14 protein-coding genes are annotated in these 15,936 nt (G+C 72.8%); 4 read left to right on the top strand and 10 right to left on the bottom strand.

Going from position 1 to position 15,936, the window contains the following annotated elements; all coding sequences use genetic code 11:
* Positions 1-69 precede the first annotated feature (69 nt).
* From MRBLMI1_RS11800 to MRBLMI1_RS11780, 5 genes are all read right to left on the bottom strand, one after another.
* Complete coding sequence (locus MRBLMI1_RS11800; RefSeq protein WP_367733031.1) at positions 70-1,074, bottom strand: substrate-binding domain-containing protein; 1,005 nt, start codon at positions 1,072-1,074, stop codon at positions 70-72.
* Positions 1,075-1,277: 203 nt separating this feature from the next.
* Entirely contained in the window at positions 1,278-2,300 is a 1,023-nt protein-coding gene (locus MRBLMI1_RS11795; protein ID WP_367733029.1) for a LacI family DNA-binding transcriptional regulator, read from the bottom strand.
* A gap of 263 nt (positions 2,301-2,563) precedes the next feature.
* The gene (locus tag MRBLMI1_RS11790; protein ID WP_367733027.1) at positions 2,564-2,887 is read right to left on the bottom strand and encodes a hypothetical protein; all 324 of its coding nucleotides are present in this window, start codon (positions 2,885-2,887) and stop codon (positions 2,564-2,566) included.
* A complete protein-coding gene (locus MRBLMI1_RS11785) occupies positions 2,887-4,029 on the bottom strand; it encodes a WxL protein peptidoglycan domain-containing protein (RefSeq protein ID WP_367733025.1) in 1,143 nt (380 codons plus the stop codon). Before MRBLMI1_RS11785 ends, MRBLMI1_RS11790 begins: the two co-directional genes overlap by 1 nt.
* A gap of 126 nt (positions 4,030-4,155) precedes the next feature.
* The gene (locus MRBLMI1_RS11780; protein WP_367733023.1) at positions 4,156-4,815 is read right to left on the bottom strand and encodes a hypothetical protein; all 660 of its coding nucleotides are present in this window, start codon (positions 4,813-4,815) and stop codon (positions 4,156-4,158) included.
* A 423-nt stretch (positions 4,816-5,238) separates the two neighbouring features.
* On the opposite strand from MRBLMI1_RS11780, the gene MRBLMI1_RS11775 reads away from it, so the two are divergent.
* Positions 5,239-6,027: a hypothetical protein gene (locus MRBLMI1_RS11775; protein ID WP_367733021.1), complete on the top strand. Its 789-nt coding sequence runs from the start codon at positions 5,239-5,241 to the stop codon at positions 6,025-6,027.
* A 16-nt stretch (positions 6,028-6,043) separates the two neighbouring features.
* Here the strand turns inward: MRBLMI1_RS11775 and MRBLMI1_RS11770 are convergent, their stop codons facing one another.
* From MRBLMI1_RS11770 to MRBLMI1_RS11755, 4 genes are all read right to left on the bottom strand, one after another.
* Positions 6,044-6,193, bottom strand: a complete 150-nt coding sequence (locus tag MRBLMI1_RS11770; RefSeq protein WP_367733019.1) for a hypothetical protein — start codon at positions 6,191-6,193, stop codon at positions 6,044-6,046.
* 56 nt (positions 6,194-6,249) lie between these two features.
* On the bottom strand, positions 6,250-7,641 hold the full coding sequence (xylB, locus tag MRBLMI1_RS11765; protein ID WP_367733017.1) for a xylulokinase: 1,392 nt from the start codon (positions 7,639-7,641) through the stop codon (positions 6,250-6,252).
* Positions 7,642-7,759: 118 nt separating this feature from the next.
* Positions 7,760-8,947, bottom strand: coding sequence for a xylose isomerase (gene xylA / locus MRBLMI1_RS11760; protein ID WP_367733015.1), 1,188 nt, complete (start codon positions 8,945-8,947; stop codon positions 7,760-7,762).
* A 196-nt stretch (positions 8,948-9,143) separates the two neighbouring features.
* Positions 9,144-9,629 carry a glutathione peroxidase gene (locus MRBLMI1_RS11755; RefSeq protein ID WP_367733013.1) on the bottom strand — a complete coding sequence of 162 codons (486 nt, stop codon included), beginning with the start codon at positions 9,627-9,629 and terminating at the stop codon, positions 9,144-9,146.
* 85 nt (positions 9,630-9,714) lie between these two features.
* Here MRBLMI1_RS11755 and MRBLMI1_RS11750 point away from each other — a divergent pair, with 85 nt between their 5' ends.
* Together MRBLMI1_RS11750 and MRBLMI1_RS11745 are read left to right on the top strand one after the other, a co-directional pair.
* Positions 9,715-10,875 (top strand): ROK family transcriptional regulator, encoded by a 1,161-nt coding sequence (locus tag MRBLMI1_RS11750; RefSeq protein ID WP_367733011.1) that lies wholly within the window; start codon positions 9,715-9,717, stop codon positions 10,873-10,875.
* A gap of 510 nt (positions 10,876-11,385) precedes the next feature.
* Complete coding sequence (locus MRBLMI1_RS11745; RefSeq protein ID WP_367733009.1) at positions 11,386-12,633, top strand: D-arabinono-1,4-lactone oxidase; 1,248 nt, start codon at positions 11,386-11,388, stop codon at positions 12,631-12,633.
* Positions 12,634-12,672: 39 nt separating this feature from the next.
* Here MRBLMI1_RS11745 and MRBLMI1_RS11740 read toward each other — a convergent pair whose 3' ends face one another.
* The gene (locus MRBLMI1_RS11740; RefSeq protein ID WP_367733007.1) at positions 12,673-14,331 is read right to left on the bottom strand and encodes an alpha-amylase family protein; all 1,659 of its coding nucleotides are present in this window, start codon (positions 14,329-14,331) and stop codon (positions 12,673-12,675) included.
* A gap of 275 nt (positions 14,332-14,606) precedes the next feature.
* On the opposite strand from MRBLMI1_RS11740, the gene MRBLMI1_RS11735 reads away from it, so the two are divergent.
* On the top strand, positions 14,607-15,509 hold the full coding sequence (locus MRBLMI1_RS11735) for an SDR family oxidoreductase (RefSeq protein ID WP_367733004.1): 903 nt from the start codon (positions 14,607-14,609) through the stop codon (positions 15,507-15,509).
* The last annotated feature ends 427 nt before the right edge of the window (positions 15,510-15,936 follow it).

The following is a 15,936-nucleotide window of genomic DNA, read 5'->3' as shown; positions in this document are numbered from 1 at the left end:
CGGAGCGGGGGCAGCCCGGGCGGGCGGCCCCCACTCCTGAAGTGGTGCGTTCGAACGGGTGGTCCGGGCTTAGAAGCCCAGGCCCTCCGACAGCGCGGTCTCGGCCGCCTCGGGCGAGTCGAAGGTGGCGCTGTCGACGATGATCGTCGACTCGACCGACTCGCCGGCGATGGCCTTCTCGACCGCGTCGACGGCGACGTCGCCGAAGAAGGGGTTGTACTGAGCGACGAAGCTCAGCTGACCCGCGGCGAGGGCCTCGAGGGCGCCGGTGGTGCCGTCGATCGTGGCGATCTTGACGTCGGTGCCGGGGGTCAGACCCGCGGCCGACACGGCCTGCGCCGCACCGATGCCCATCTCGTCGTTCTGGGCGAAGATGAACTGGATGTCGTTGTTGTTCGCCTTCAGGACGGTCTCGATGACGGACTTGCCCTCGTCGGTCTTCCAGTTGGCGGTCTGAGCGCCGACCTTGGTGAAGCCGGTCGCGCCGTCCACCTCGGAGTCGAAGCCCTCGTTGCGCTCGTTCACGACCGAGAGGCCGGGGACGCCCTCGAGGACGAAGTACTTGGCGCCGGACGGGAAGGTGTCGACGGCCCACGAGCCGACCGAGGCCGCGACCTGCGTGTTGTCGGGCGCGATGCGGGTGACGTAGAGGTCCTCGGGGGCGTCGACGCCGCGGTCGAGCAGGACGACGGGGATCTCGGCCTCCTTGGCGAGCTCCAGCGAGTCCTCCCAGCCGGACGCCTCGGTGGCGGTGAGCAGGATCACGTCGACCTCGTCGTTGACGAAGGTGGCGAAGGCGTCCAGCTGCGACTTCTGGTCGCTGGGGCTCGCGGCGGGAGCGTACTTGAGGTCGAAGCCGGCCTCCTGCGTGAACGCGTCCTTGATGGCCTGCTCGTTGGCGTTGCGCCAGCCGCCCTCGGGGCCGACGGCGACGAAGCCGACGGTGGTGAGGTCGCCCTCGGCGCCACCCTCGCTCCCCGCACCGGAGCCACCGGCGCAACCGGCCAGGGACAGGGCGACGGCGCCCGCCCCGATCAGTCCGACGACGCCGCGCATGCGCTTCGAAATAGACATTGGTTCTCCTCCTTGAGATCTCTCCAGCGTTCGGGTTGGAGAGGGATGTCGTGCAGCTGTGTGACGCAGCACTCCTGATGTGGTCCAGTGTGCGCGCTAACAATCCGGAGCGCAAGTCGAATCCCGGACAATTTCGGCCCCGGAGATCACAAGTCCATCACGGGGCTTGGACACGCCCAATCGCTTGAGGCGAAGCGCGGATACTACTCCCGGTCGAGCGCCTTCGTCGACTCCCGGATGACGAGATTCGGCTCGATCATGTCGTGCGTCGGCTCGAGGTCCCCCTCGATCGCGGCGATGAGCTGCTGGAGGGCGAGCTCGCCGAGGGCGGCGAAGTCCTGGCGGACCGTCGTCAGCGGCGGCAGGAAGTGCCGGGCGTCCGCGAGGTCGTCGAAGCCGATGACGCTGATGTCGTCGGGGACGCGGAGGCCGCGCACGCTCAGCCCGTGCACGACGCCGAGCGCGATCTGGTCGTTGGCGGCGAACACCGCGGTGGTGTCGCCGAGGTCCGCCGATCGGCCGTACTCGTATCCGAAGTCCGACGTCCACTCGCCGATGACGTGCGGCCCCTCGGCCAGGCCCGCCTCGGCGAGGCTCTCGCGCCAGCCCTGTGCGCGCTCGAGGGCGTCGAACCAGTCCTGCGGACCGGCGAGGTGGGCGATGGTGCGGTGGCCGAGCCCGATCAGGTGGTCCACGGCCAGACGCGCGCCGGCGCGCTGGTCCACGCCGACCGTGTGCCACGAGGCATCCGCCTCCGCCTTGATGACGATCGTGGGCAGGCCGGTGCTCTGCTGGCGGAGCAGATCGAGGGAGGACTTACGCGGGGCGATGACGCACAGGGCGTCGATGCCCTGGGTGACCAGCTCCACGACACCCGAGTCCATCTGCGAGGAGTCGTCGTCGCCGATCGAGAACGCGCTCACGGCGTACCCCACGTGGCGGGCGGCGTCCTCGAGGGCGCGCAGGGTGTTGTTCGGGCCGTTCTGGACCGGACCGTCGATGAGCACGCCGATACGGCGCGCTCGCCGCGTCGCCAGAGCGCGGGCGATCGAGCTCGGCGTGTAGTTCATCTCCTCGATCGCCTGCAGCACGCGCGAGCGCGTGGCCTCGCGGATGTTGGGGTGCCCGTTCAGCACGCGCGAGACGGTCATGTGCGAGACGCCGGCCCGGCGGGCGACGTCGTAGATACTGGGCCGCTGCCACCCGCGACTGGAGGACTGGGGCATGGTCTCTCTTCCGATCCGGACATCATGATCACGGTGCCTGCCGGACTGTCCGAGGCACGCGGCAGATCACGGACCACGCCGAGAGAAATGCCGATCACAGCGATGTTACGCGCCCATCCCGCCGGGATTGTTGTGCCACCCCCGGAATTTCCCCCCTCGCTGCCGTCGCACGTCCCGAACGACGACGAGACCGCCCCCGGGCGGGCGGCGTCGTCAGGACGCCGTCGCCGCCGGGAGGCGGTCTCGTGTGCGGGTGGGGGAGGTCAGGAGCGGACGCGACGGCGACGCGCGACGATGAGCGCGACGCCGACGGCGACCAGCACCAGCGCGGCGCCGATCAGCAGCCAGGCGGGCTCGGCGCCGGTGCCGGCGAGCCATCCGAGATCGGGCGTGCTCGAGGGCGAGGGCGCGGGCGCCCCGCCCGCGGGCGGGGTCGGCAGCACGGTCGGCGACGGCGAGCCGCCGACGGGCGGTGTCGGCACGATCGTGGGCGACGGGGTCGGCGTGAGCGTGGGCAGGGGGGTGATGTCGACGTCGACGGTGACGGCATCGTCGGGCAGGGGGGCTACCGCGGCAAAGAGGGGCATCACGATCTTTCTGTGGTGGGGGCGGTGGAGCGGGTCCGACGGAAGCGGCGGGTCTCCGCTCCCGTCGATGTGGGCGATCCCGACGAGGGGGCGACGGGGGCGCCGACAGCGGTGGCGGCGGACGGGCCGGCCGCCGAGGCTCGGCCTTCTTCGCGCGCCCGGTCGAGGGCGGCCGCGAACCGGCGCCGCCTCCAGAACAGGGCGAGGACGATGAGGACGAGGCCGAGGAGGACGAGCAGCTGCGACACGGGAACGGCCCAGAAGCCGGCGTCCGCGGACTGCGGCGCGACGTCGACGGGCTCGCCGCCCAGGTCGCTGGCCGTGGGGGCGAGATCGATCGAGCCCGGCACGAACACCGTCGGCCAGACGTCCGCGATGGGCACCGTGATGCGACGGGACTCGCCCGGGAGGAGGGTCGGTCGCTGCTCGCCCTCGACGGGGACCGTCGTCGATCCCGTCCCGGCGCCGACCACCCCCTCGAAGAGCAAGGTCGCGTTGCCGGTGTTCTCGACCGTGAAGGAGGTCTCCGCCGCGCCCGGCCGGAACGGGTTCCACGACAACTCGTAGGAGGACTGCACCCCGCTGATCGCGTAAGAGGGGACGATCTCCCCCGTCACGCGTGTCGTCACACGGAATCCCACACGACTTTCGACCCCGACCGCTGCGCCGCCGTCATCCGTGCCGGCGGATCGGACGGATGCCGCGATTCCGGCGGCGTGATCGCCGGGGACCGCGTCATCGGGCACGGTCGTGGTGAACGGCACCACCGCGGTGCCGCCCGCGGCGACCGTCACCGTCTCCGGCAGATCGATCCACTGGCCGGCGTCGACGGACTCGCGATCGGACGGCAGCATGTTGAACCGCCCGTTCTCGTTGTAGTAGCCGTCGGCGGCGCTCAGGGCGAAGGTGACCTCGAAGCTGCTGAGGTTCGTGACCGCGAAGAAGTCGTCACGGGACGCGCCGGGGTCGAGCTCCTGCTGGATGACACCGCGTGTGTCGGGTCCCGACTCGTCCGCCGGGGTGACCGACCACGTGACGTCGGTGTCCGCCGACGCGTGCGCGGCGGGCACGACGGCCGCCGAACCGAGCAGCGTCGCGGCGAGAACACCGAGGCTCGCGACGAGCGTGCGTGTTGTGAACATGGGATGGCACCGTCCCGGATCGTCGTCGATCTGTCTCGACGGGGGTGGCTCGAGCGAGGAGGAGGGGCGGGTTCACGGGGAACCCGCCCCTCGGCTCGCGACGAGCTTACTCCTGGGGCTCCTGGCTTACTCGATGTCCTCGAACAGCGAGAGCGTCAGGATGGAGGAGTATTCGCCCGGCGCGACATCGCGGTCGGCCTTCAGGGTCAGAGAGGCGTCGGCCGTCCAGGAGGACTCTCCCGAACCGCGGATCTCGGCGGAGGGGGCCAGGCCGTACAGGAGCTCCTGGTCGACGAGACCGACGTTGTTGCCGGGGGCCGCGGGATCGGTGCCGTCGTCCTGCGAGGTCGCGACGGGCTGACCCTCGTTCACGAGGCCGGTGTCGCCCTCATCGATGAGCCGGGGGGTCCACCCCAGACGATCCGCGCCGATCAGCGCCTGGCCGGGGCCGACGAAGTCCGACGCCACGCCCACGACGTACCAGTACGCGTCGGGGTTGATCGCTGCGGCGTCGCGCGTATCGGTGACGGTGACGGTGGGGAGCTCGCCGTCGAACTGACGCAGGGTCGGCTCGCCGGCCTCCGCGTTCTCCGTCAGGCTGGTCGAGTCGCCGGCCACCGTGAGGGTCAGCGCACCGTCGCCTTCCACAGCCTCGATGTCGACGCTGACCGTGACGTCATCGCTTCCGACCTCGGCGGCGAACGCGGCGCCGGCCGTTCCGGCCAGCACGAGACCGCCTGCCGCCGCCACCGCGATGCGTGCCGCGACACCCTGAGAGAACTTCATCGTTGTACTCCGTTTCTTCGACCGACACCGACGTCGACCGAGTAGCAAGACCACCGGATGGTCCGGTCGTCGCGAGGGGGGCCCGGGGTAGTTCGCCCTGCGACTTCCTGAATGTTAGCGAGAACACATTTCGATGACAAGAGCGGATCGCACGTGTTTTCCGCGCCCCGCGATCCGCCCGCGCGCGCGGCCGCAGGACCGGTGGGGCGCACGTCGCCCCACCGGGCGGATGCGACCCCCGCGCGCCCCTCCCTCCTGCAGACTCGCGGACAGCCCCCGCCCCACCCCCGGCTGACGCGGACCGCCCCGCGCGCCCCTCCCTCCCGCGGACCCGCGGGCAGCCCCCGCCCCGCCCCCGGCACGGACGCCCCGCGTCCCGCAACCCCCTCGGCCGAACGCCCGCCCCGCCGCTGCGATGGCGGGATGAGCTTCTCCGCCGCCCCGCCGCCCTGGTCCCGCTCCCCCGCCGCACGGGGCCTCGGCGAGCTGCTCGGCGCCGCCTTCCACGTCCTGCAGCGCGTGCGTCACCCCCGCCCCCTCCACCCCCGCGGCGCGATCCTGAGCGGCGAGCTGAGGGGGATCCCGGATGCCGCCCCGGCCGGCATCCGGTGGATCGACGACGCCCCCGCCGGGCCGGTCCCGGTCATCGCCCGGGTCTCGCGCTCCCTCGGCCTCCCTGCCCCGCTGCCGGACGTCGCCGGCCTCGCCCTCCGCTTCGAGGCGGACGGCCGCCCGGTGGACGTGGAGCTCGCCTCCACCGGCTGGCTCGTGCCCGCCCGCTTCGCGCTGCTCCCCGTCCGCCGCATCGAGCGGGCCCGGTTCGGGACGCTGCTGCCCTACCGCGGCGAGCGCGGCGCGGTCTCCCTCGGCGCCCGCACGCTCTCGGGGCGCCCGCCGGCGACCGACCCCCGGGAGATCGCGCGAGCCGACCCCGCCGCGGGGTGGACCCTCACCCTGGGGCACGCGCGGGCGTTCGGGCCGTGGCATCCCTTCGCCCGTCTCACCCTGCGCCTCGATCCCGACCAGGACGACCGCGGGCTGCGGTTCGACGCCGTCCGCCGTCCGCTGCCCGGGGCCGGCGTGTACGACGCGGTGCGCGCGGTGCGGCAGCCGTCCTACCTGCGCGTGCAGCCGGCGGACGGCCCCGTGCGCCTGCCGCGCGGGCGGGCGGCGGAGGAGGGGATGCCGCGGACGCGCACGATCACGGAGTGACCGGCCGTCATCCGCCTCAGCCGGAGGCCGCGGGGACGTACCGGGGCAGGCCGTCGGCCTCGCCGTCGCGGGTCCAGGTGAGTCCCTCGGCCTCGAGGAGGTCGGCGGCCTCGTCGACCTCGACGTCCCGGGTGTAGGTGGGTGCCTGCAGGCGGATGGTGGGCATGGGGCGACGCTAGGCCCGCCGACGCGGTCGTGCCGAGGTGGTTGACGCGGGCGGGATCACTCCGCCGCGCGCAGCGCCGCGACGACGTCGTAGCGGGCCCGGATCCCGGCACGGTGATCGGGAGCGACCGCGCGGGTGGTGGCCACCCGCCAGTCCACCGGACCGCCGGCGAGGACCCCCGCGGCCTGCCGCGCCGCGCCGAGCGCGACGTACTCCCCCGCGGCGGGCACGACGATCTCGGCGTCGAAGACCTGCGCGGCGATGCGCGCGACGCCCTCGTTGGCGGCGGCGCCGCCGATGAGGAGGATGCGGTGGACCTCGACGCCCTGCGCCTGGATCGCCTCGAGGCCGACGGCGAGACCGCTCAGCATGCCCTCGATCGCGGCGCGCGCGAGATTCGGACGGGTCGTGGACGCCAGCGTGAGACCGGTCAGCGAGGCCTGGGCGTGCGGGAGGTTGGGCGTGCGCTCCCCCTCGAACCACGGCACGAGCACGACGCCGCCGGCGCCGGGCTCCGCCTGGAGGGCGAGCGCCCCGAGCTCGTCATGCGTCACGCCGAGGAGCGACGCGGTGGCATCCAGCACACGGGCGGCGTTGAGGGTCGCGACCAGCGGCAGGAAGCGGCCCGTCGCGTCGGCGAAGCCGGCGACCGTCCCGGTGGTGTCGCGGGTGGGCGCGTCGGCCACGGCGAAGACGGTGCCGGAGGTGCCGAGCGAGACGACGACGTCGCCGACGCCGGCGCCGAGCCCGAGGGCCGCGCCGGCGTTGTCGCCCGCGCCGGGTCCGACGAGGGCGCCGCCCGGGAGGGTGCCCGCGCTCTCCCACGGCGCGAGCACGCGCGGAAGCACGGCGTCATGACCGAGTGCGCGGCGGAAGAGGTCGAGGTCGTAGCCGTCGGCGCCCCAGTACGCGGTGCCCGACGCGTCGGAGCGGTCCGTCACCAGCTCGTCGAGCGCGGGGGCGTCCGGGCCGTAGCCGCGGAGGCGCCAGGTGAGCCAGTCGTGGGGCAGGGCGACCGCGGCGACCCGGGCGGCGTTGCCGGGCTCGGCGTCGCGCAGCCAGCGCAGCTTCGTGCCCGTGAAGGACGCCACCGGGACGGCGCCGGTGCGCTCCGCGTAGCCCTCGGCCCCCACCTCGTCGATGAGGTCGCGCGCGGCCTGCGCCGACCGCGTGTCGTTCCACAGCAGGGCGTCGCGGATGACGCGCCCGTCGGCGTCGAGCACGACCATGCCGTGCTGCTGCCCGGCGATCGACACCGCAGCGACGTCGTCGAGGCCGCCGGCCTGCGCGATGGCCTCCTGCAGCGCGATCCACCACGCCTCGGGGTCGACGGAGGTGCCGGAGGGGTGCGAGGCCCGTCCTTCGCGCATCACCTGCCCGGTCTCGGCGTCGACCACGACGACCTTGCACGACTGCGTCGACGAGTCGACTCCCATGACGAGCGCCATGCTCTGCCCTTCTGCCTGCCCCGCGTCCTCGTCGGCGCAGGGTGTCCGTGATTCGTTCGTCTCCCGTCGGGAGGACGGCGCAGGACCCGGATGCCGCGGCATCCGGGTCCTGTCCGCGTCAGCGTGCGCCGAGCAGGTGCTCCGTGGCGAGCTGCTGCAGGCGGACGAAGCCGAAGCCCTTGCCGCCCAGGTACGCGTCGGTGTCGAAGTCCTCGTACGCCGAACGGTCGGCGAGGAAGTCGTCGTAGGTCTCGCCCTCGTTCAGCGTCGGCTGCGACAGCTCGAACACCTTGGCGGCCTCGAGGGCCTCCTGCACCTCGGGGTCGGCGCGGAAGGCCGCGGCCCGCTCCTTGAGCAGCAGGTAGGTGTTCATGTTCGCCGAGACCGAGTCCCAGACACCGGTCTCGTCCTCCGTGCGCGAGGGCTTGTAGTCGAAGTGACGGGGGCCGTCGTACGCGGGGACACCGCCAGGGCCGCCGTTCTCGAGCAGGTCGACGAGGGCGAAGGCGTTGTGCAGGTCGCCGTGGCCGAAGACGAGGTCCTGGTCGTACTTGATGCCGCGCTGGCCGTTCAGGTCGATGTGGAAGAGCTTGCCGTGGTACAGCGCCTGGGCGATGCCGGCGGCGAAGTTCAGGCCCGCCATCTGCTCGTGCCCGACCTCGGGGTTGAGGCCGACGAGCTCGGGGCGCTCGAGCGAGTCGATGAACGCGATCGCGTGGCCGAGCGTCGGCAGCAGGATGTCGCCGCGGGGCTCGTTCGGCTTCGGCTCGATGGCGAAGCGGATGTCGTAGCCCTTGTCGGTGACGTAGTCGCCGAGCAGGTTGACGGCCTCGCGGTAGCGCTCGAGGGCCTGGCGGATGTCCTTCGCGGAGTCGTACTCGGCGCCCTCGCGGCCGCCCCACATGACGAAGGTCTTGGCGCCCAGCTCGGCGGCGAGGTCGAGGTTGCGCAGGACCTTGCGGAGGGCGAAGCGACGCACCTGGCGGTCGTTCGAGGTGAAGCCGCCGTCCTTGAACACCGGGGCCGAGAACAGGTTGGTCGTGACCATCGGGGTGACGATGCCGGTGGCATCCATCGCGCCCTTCAGGCGGTCGATCTGGGTCTGACGCTCGGCGTCGGTCGAGCCGAAGGCGAAGAGGTCGTCGTCGTGGAAGGTGAGCCCGTACGCGCCGAGCTCGGCCAGCTTCTCCACGACGTGCACGACGTCCAGCGGCTTGCGGGTCGGGCCGCCGAAGGGGTCGGTGCCGTTGTAGCCGACGGTCCAGAGTCCGAACGAGAACTTGTCATCGCGGGTGGGGGTGGGCATTCCTGCTCCTTCGCATGGACGCACGCGTGCACCGGGGCGCACATCGGGTTTGTTGGTGTTCACAACATATACCCCGGATGCCGCTGCGTCCAGGCCCCGATTCCCGGTTCCTCCCGCGGTGACTTGGCGCAGATGTCCGCGCCGGGGGCCTCGCCGCGTACATGTGCGCCAAGTCAGCGCCCCGGGTGAGCGGCGGTCAGCGCGGGAGGGCGTCCTCGATGGCGGCGACCACCTCGTCGGCGTCCGGCTTGACCCGCGGGCTGAATCGCACGACGCGCCCGTCCGGGCTGACGACGAACTTCTCGAAGTTCCACGAGATGCGCCCGGTCTTACCCTCGGCATCCGGGACCGAGGTCAGCTCCTTGTACAGCGGATGGGCGTGGCGCCCGTTGACGCGCACGCGTTCGGACATCGGGAAGGTGACCCCCCACGTCGCCGAGCAGTACTCCGCGATCTTGTCCTCGTCGCCCAGCTCCTGCAGGAACTGGTTGCTGGGGAAGCCGATGACCGTGAAGCCGCGGTCGCCGAAGCGCCGGTGGAGCTCCTCGAGCTGCTCGTACTGCCCGACCAGTCCGCAGCGGGAGGCCACGTTCACCACGAGCGCCGCCTTCCCCTCCGTGAGGTCGCCGTAGGTCGTCTGCTCGCCGCGGATGGTCGTGATCGGGATGCCGGAAAAGTCCATCCCCGCATCCTGGCACCGGTTCCTCGGGGCGGGATGGGAGTTGCGCGGCCCGGCGGGAGCGGACGCGCGTGGCAAGGTGGGACCCATGGTCAGCGTGGGCACCCGGGGCGACGGCATGCGTCGCGCCAACCTGGCCCTCGTGCTGCGGACCGTCCATCAGCAGGGGCCGCGCTCGCGCTCGGCGCTCACGGGGGCCACCGGTCTGAACCGGTCCACGATCGCCGACCTCGTCAACGAGCTGTCGCGCCAGGGCCTCGTCGTCGAACGCGCCGCCGACCCCGACGGCCGCGTCGGCCGCCCCTCCCCCACCGTCGCCCCGCACCCGGACGTCGCCGCCGTCGCCGTGAACCCGGAGGTCGACGCGCTCGAGATCGCCGCGATCGGCCTCGACGGCACGATCCTCGTCCGCGAGCGCCTGCCTCAGGACACGCTGCTCACCCCGGAACGCACCGCCGACCTCGTCGGCGAGCGGCTGACCGCCTGGCGACAGGGACCGCTGCGCTCGACGCGGCTCGTCGGGGCGGGCATCGCCGTGCCGGGGCCCGTCCGCGCGTCCGACGGCATGGTCCGCGAGGCCCCGCACCTGCACTGGACCGACGCCGCGATCGGCGCCCTCGTCAGCCGGTCGACGGGCCTGGACGCCCACGTCGCCAACGACGCGGCCCTCGGCGCACGGGCGGAGCACCTCTTCGGCGCCGCGCGCGGCGTGAACGACGTCGTCTACCTCAACGGCGGCGCGAGCGGCATCGGCGGCGCCGTCATCGCCGGCGGCGCACCCCTCGGTGGCGCCGGCGGCTACGCCGGCGAGTTCGGCCAGAACCGTCCGGGCATCGTCGACGAGGACGACCGCCGGGTGCCCGGCGGCGTGCTCGAGGACGAGGTCAGCCGCGCGCTGCTCCTGGCCGCCGTCGGCCGGGACCACGGCGACGACGTCGAGCTCGCCGACGCCCTCACCGCGTCCGAGGACCCCCGCGTGCGGGCCGAGACCGCGCGGCAGCTCCGCATCCTCGCGACGGCCCTGGCCAACGCGGCGAACGCCCTCAACCCCGCGGTCATCGTGCTCGGCGGCTTCCTCGCCGTGCTCGCCTCCCTCGACCTCGACGGCCTCGACGCCGCGGTGCGCGCGCAGACGATGCCCGCGTGCGCGGACGACCTGCGCATCGCCGTGGCCGAGCTGGGCGGACGGCGGCTGCTCGTCGGCGCGGCCGAGGCCGTCTTCGAGGCCGCGCTGTTCTCGCCGTTGTGACGGCGGCGGGAGGGGATGCGGCGGAGGGAGGATGCCAGAGGCATTCAGGGTCCTCCGCTCCCGACATGACCTCCGCTGCCCGACGCGCTGGTCACCACGGCGGAGGGAGGACATGTGGCGACGGGAGGAGCCGAGCGGCATCCACCGTCCTCCGCTCCCGACACCACCTCCGCTGCCCGACGCGACGGTCACCACGGCGGAGGGAGGGGATGTCGCGACGGGAGGAGCCGAGCGGCATCCCCCGTCCTCCGCTCCCGACACCACCTCCGCTGCCCGACGCGCCGGTCACCACGGCGGAGGGAGGAGATGCGGCGGAGGGAGGAGCCGAGCGGCATCCAGGGTCCTCCGCTCCCGACATCACCTCCGCCGCCCGACGCACTGTCCTCGCCGGCGTGACGGCGGAGGGAGGATGCCAAAGGCATCCAGGGTCCTCCGCCCCCGACATCACCTCCGCCGCCCCGCGGCGGGGCAGGATGGGGAGTCGGCAAGGATGCACGGAGGAGACCGAAGATGATCCAGACACGAGAGCCGGGCGCGACCTGGTCGGGCAATCACCGGTACGCGGCCGAGAAGGTGCTGCTGCCGAGCGACCTCGACGAGCTCGCCGAGGTGGTGGCATCCACGCCGTCCCTGCGCGTGCAGGCGACCCGTCACACGTTCAACGACATCGCGGACGCCGACGCCGCCCTCGTCTCGCTCGAGCGCCTACCCGTCCGGATCGAGATCGACGGCGACCGCGTGCGCGTCGAGGGTCTGGTCACCTTCGCCGAGCTGGCTCCGGTCCTCGAGGCCGAGGGGCGCGCGCTGCACAACCTCGGCTCGCTGCCGCACATCTCCGTCGTCGGCGCGACCGCGACGGGCACGCACGGCTCCGGCCTGCGCAACGGCAACCTCTCGAGCGCCCTGCGGGCGGTGGAGATCATGGATGCCGCCGGCGGCATACGTCGGTTCGAGGCCGGTGAGCCGCTGTTTCCGGCCGCCGCGCTGAGCCTGGGCGCGCTGGGTGTCGTCGCCGCTGTCGAGCTGCGGACCGAGCCCACCTACGCGGTGACCCAGGAGGCGTTCACGGGGGTCGCGTGGGAGGACATCGTCGGCGACGTCGAGCGGGTGTTCGGCGGGGCGCGCAGCGTCAGCGTCTTCACCACCTGGGGCGAGCCGGCGCACGACCTCGTGTGGGCCAAGAGCGACGACGGCGACCTGTCGTGGGTCGAGGCGCTCGGCGGGCGTCCCGTCGGAGACGACATCCACCTGGGTCGCATCCGCACCGTCGACAACACCACGCCGCGCGGCACGGCGGGACCGTGGCACACGCGTCTGCCGCACTTCCGCGCCGACGCCCTGCCCAGCGACGGGGACGAGATCCAGAGCGAGTACTTCGTCCCGCTCGCCTCCGCCCGCGAGGCGCTGGCGGCCGTCCGCGATCTGGCCTCCACCATCGACCCCCACCTGCTGGTCACCGAGCTGCGCACCGTCGCCGCGGACGAGCTGTGGCTGAGCCCGGCCTACCGGCGCGACGTGATGGCGATTCACTTCACCTGGCGGAACGACACCGACGGCGTCCTGTCGGTGCTGCCCGCGATCGAGGAGGCGCTCGCCCCGTTCGAGGCGCGACCGCACTGGGGCAAGGCCTTCACGATGCCCGGGGAGCGGATCCGGTCGACGCTCCCGCACGTCGAGGACTTCCTCGCCGCGGCTCGCGAGGCCGACCCGCGCGGGGTCTTCCGCAACGACTACCTGCGGCGGACCCTCGGCCTCTAGCGGCGCCGCCGAACCGGGCACGGCGCCGCGGCACGCGCCTCAGGCGATGCGGCGCTCCCCCGGCCGGATGACGCGCCACCAGCGGTGGCCGTAGCCGTCGAGGGCGACGTCGATGCCGCCGTCCGTGATCTCCTCGGTGCCGGCACCGTCGGAGAGGAGGTCGACGACGCTCCAGCCGGTGGCATCCATCCCCTCGATCTCCAGGCGGAACGTGCGCCCGTCGGGGGCGAAGTTGTGCGCGGCGACGAACATCCCGAGCTCGCTCGTGACCGAATGTGCGAGCACGCAGGAGTGGGGCTGATCCAGGATGCCGAGCTCTCCCCATCCGATCTCGGGAGACGCCCGGTAGTGCCGGACGAGGTTCTGGACGAACCGCAGCATCGACTCGGGGTCGTGGCGCTGCTGCGCGACGTTGACATGCTGCGGACCGAAGCCGCCGGGCACGACCTGCGCCACGAGGTCGTCAGCGGCGGCCGACGAGAAGCCGGCGTCGTCGGCGCCGGTCCACTGCATCGGGGTGCGCACCGCCGCGCGGCTCCCCTCGATCCGGGGGTTCTCCCCCATGCCGATCTCCTCGCCGTAGTAGAGCACCGGCGCCCCGGGCAGCGAGAAGATCAGGCTGTAGACCATGCGCACCCGGCGCGGGTCGCCCTCCAGCATCGAGGGCAGGCGGCGGGTGATCCCGCGCCCGTGGATGCGCTGGCCCTCGTTCGGCGCGAACGCCGCGAACACCTCGTCCCGCTCCCCCCGGGTCAGCTGGTCGAGGGTCAGCTCGTCGTGGTTGCGGACGAAGTTGCCCCACTGGTTGCCGATCGCCAGCGCCGGGCGCGAGGCGAGCGCCTCGCGCAGCGGGGCGGCGTCCTGCCGGGCGAGGGCGAGGTAGAGCCGCTGGTTGGCGACGAAGTCGAACTGCATGGTCAGCTCGTCGCCGTCCGCGCCGCCGAAGAAGAGCATCTGCTCGTCGTACGGGAGGTTAACCTCGCCGAGCATCATGGCGTGCCCGCTGCGCCGCGAGACGTACCCCCGCAGGGTGCGGAGGAACTCGTGCTCGGGCCCGTCGTCGCCGTCGATGAGATGCGGGACGGCATCCACGCGGAACCCGTCGATGCCGAGCTCGAGCCAGAAGCCGATGGCCTTGGCGATCTCCTCCCGCACCTCGGGGTGGTCGGTCGCCAGATCGGGCTGATGCCGGTAGAAGGAGTGCTTGTAGTACTGCCCGGCCGTCTCGTCGAAGAACCAGACGCCGTCCTCGACGTCGGGGAACATGCTCGCGGGGGCGTCCTCGGGCACGTCGTCGCGCCACTGGTAGAAGTGCCGGTATCGGCTGTCGCGGCTCGTCCGGGCGTCCTGGAACCACGGGTGCTGGTCGGACGTGTGGTTCACGACGAGGTCGACGATCACCCGCATGCCGCGGTCGTGCGCCGTGCGCAGCACCTCGACCATGTCGCCGAGCGAGCCGTAGCGCGGATCGACGCCGTAGTAGTCCTCGATGTCGTAGCCGTTGTCGCGCTGCGGCGACGGGTAGAACGGCGCCAGCCACAGGCACGTGACACCGAGCTCGGCGAGGTGGTCCAGCCGCTGGGCGAGGCCCCGGAGGTCGCCGACGCCGTCGTCATCGGCATCCAGGTACGTCTTGACGTCGAGGTTGTAGAAGACGGCGGTCTTCCACCACAGGTCGCTGGTGTCGGTGAGCCTCACGACGCCGCCCCCGTCCGGACGGCGGCGCGGTGCGGGCGGGGCGGGGTGGTCGTCATCGGAGCCCTCTTCTCGGGAGCGGTGGCGGCTGGTCCTTCGTGTCTACCGGTCGGGTCCGTCGGGAACGGACGGCTTGCCTGCGGCCCCGTGCGCGTGCATCGCTCCGCCGGGGGCGTCGTGTCGCGGAGTCACCGGGTCGCGAATCGCCGTCGGTCACCGCGGCATCCGGATTCGTCAAGGGCGCGCGACGGATGCCACCGGCTCCCTAGCGTCGAAGGATGAGCAGCGACCGCGACCAGTACACCTTCGACAACCCCGTCACCCGCTACGACCGCGTCGAGCCGCCCGTCCAGCACCAGCCGGAGCCGGGCGTGCAGGCCGACATGACGCCCGTGCCCGACCTCGGGGAGGAGACGTACCGCGGGCTCGGCCGCCTCGTCGGCCGCAAGGCCCTCATCACCGGCGGCGACTCCGGGATCGGCGGCGCCGTCGCCATCGCGTTCGCCCGCGAGGGCGCCGACGTCGCCATCGTGCACCTGCCCGACGAGCAGCGCGACGCCGACCACGTGCTCGAGCACGTGCGCGCCGCCGGTCGCACCGGCGTGTCCATCGCCACGGACATCTCCGAGCCGGCGGCCTGCCGCGACCTCGTCGCCCGCGCCGTCGAGGAGCTGGGCGGCCTCGACATCCTCGTGAACAACGCCGGCAAGCAGGTCATGGTCGAGAAGGTCGACGACCTCTCCGACGAGCAGTTCGAGCTGACGTTCCGCACGAACGTCTTCGCGCCGTTCTGGATCACGAAGGCGGCGCTCGCGCACCTGCCCGAGGGCGGCACCATCATCAACACCGCGTCCCTCGAGGCGTACAAGCCGGCGCCCGACCGCCTGGACTACGCCGCGACGAAGGCGGCGATCAACAACCTGTCGAAGGGACTCGCCCAGCAGCTGGCACCCCGTGGCATCCGGGTCAACGTCGTCGCCCCCGGGCCCACCTGGTCGGCGCTGCAGGTCAGCCGGGGCGTGTCGGACGAGCAGATGAAGGCGTTCGACGACGAGAGCACCTACCAGCGCGCCGGCCAGCCCGCCGAGATCGCGCCCGCCTTCGTGTTCCTCGCCTCCGCGGAGTCGAGCTACGTCTCGGGCGAGACGCTGAACGTGAACGGCGGCATGGTCACGCCGTGAGCGCGACGCATCGCTCGCCGGTCTGCTGAGATCCAGGGGCGGCGGGGGTGCCTGCCTCGCCGAACTCCTGAGTTGCGCGGCGGGCGGCCCGCCGGGCCCGGGGGCCGCTCACTCGCCGAACTCCTGAGGCCCGTCCCCCCGGCCCGGGATCCTTCACTCGCCGAACTCCTGAGTTCCGCGGTGCCCGGGCGCGTCGCGCCCGGATTCCCGCGGCAATCCCGCGTCCCCGGCGGCGGGTCTCCGGAGTTCGGCGGGCGCCCCACCGCCCCGGGCACGCCCCGCGGCTGCCGGGACTCCGGAGTTCGGCGAGCGCCCCGCCGCCCCGGGCACGCCCCACGGCGGCCGGAAGTCCGGAGTTCGGCGAGCGCCCGCCGCCCCCCGGGGCAGCACCCACTGCGGCCGCAACCGAGGAGTCGGGTGAGCGGCC

The organism is Microbacterium sp. LMI1-1-1.1, from assembly GCF_040815675.1.
Lineage (GTDB): Bacteria > Actinomycetota > Actinomycetes > Actinomycetales > Microbacteriaceae > Microbacterium.
The sequence above is the reverse complement of the archived record's forward strand: the minus strand, read 5'-3'. Positions and strand labels throughout refer to the sequence as shown.

What these genes read in the sequence shown, in the direction of transcription:
- MRBLMI1_RS11800 (WP_367733031.1), bottom strand. Translation starts at nt 1,074, where the DNA reads ATGTCTATTTCGAAGCGCATGCGCGGCGTCGTCGGACTGATCGGGGCG.
- MRBLMI1_RS11795 (WP_367733029.1), bottom strand. Translation starts at nt 2,300, where the DNA reads ATGCCCCAGTCCTCCAGTCGCGGGTGGCAGCGGCCCAGTATCTACGAC.
- MRBLMI1_RS11790 (WP_367733027.1), bottom strand. Translation starts at nt 2,887, where the DNA reads ATGCCCCTCTTTGCCGCGGTAGCCCCCCTGCCCGACGATGCCGTCACC.
- MRBLMI1_RS11785 (WP_367733025.1), bottom strand. Translation starts at nt 4,029, where the DNA reads ATGTTCACAACACGCACGCTCGTCGCGAGCCTCGGTGTTCTCGCCGCG.
- MRBLMI1_RS11780 (WP_367733023.1), bottom strand. Translation starts at nt 4,815, where the DNA reads ATGAAGTTCTCTCAGGGTGTCGCGGCACGCATCGCGGTGGCGGCGGCA.
- MRBLMI1_RS11775 (WP_367733021.1), top strand. Translation starts at nt 5,239, where the DNA reads ATGAGCTTCTCCGCCGCCCCGCCGCCCTGGTCCCGCTCCCCCGCCGCA.
- MRBLMI1_RS11770 (WP_367733019.1), bottom strand. Translation starts at nt 6,193, where the DNA reads ATGCCCACCATCCGCCTGCAGGCACCCACCTACACCCGGGACGTCGAG.
- xylB (WP_367733017.1), bottom strand. Translation starts at nt 7,641, where the DNA reads ATGGCGCTCGTCATGGGAGTCGACTCGTCGACGCAGTCGTGCAAGGTC.
- xylA (WP_367733015.1), bottom strand. Translation starts at nt 8,947, where the DNA reads ATGCCCACCCCCACCCGCGATGACAAGTTCTCGTTCGGACTCTGGACC.
- MRBLMI1_RS11755 (WP_367733013.1), bottom strand. Translation starts at nt 9,629, where the DNA reads ATGGACTTTTCCGGCATCCCGATCACGACCATCCGCGGCGAGCAGACG.
- MRBLMI1_RS11750 (WP_367733011.1), top strand. Translation starts at nt 9,715, where the DNA reads ATGGTCAGCGTGGGCACCCGGGGCGACGGCATGCGTCGCGCCAACCTG.
- MRBLMI1_RS11745 (WP_367733009.1), top strand. Translation starts at nt 11,386, where the DNA reads ATGATCCAGACACGAGAGCCGGGCGCGACCTGGTCGGGCAATCACCGG.
- MRBLMI1_RS11735 (WP_367733004.1), top strand. Translation starts at nt 14,607, where the DNA reads ATGAGCAGCGACCGCGACCAGTACACCTTCGACAACCCCGTCACCCGC.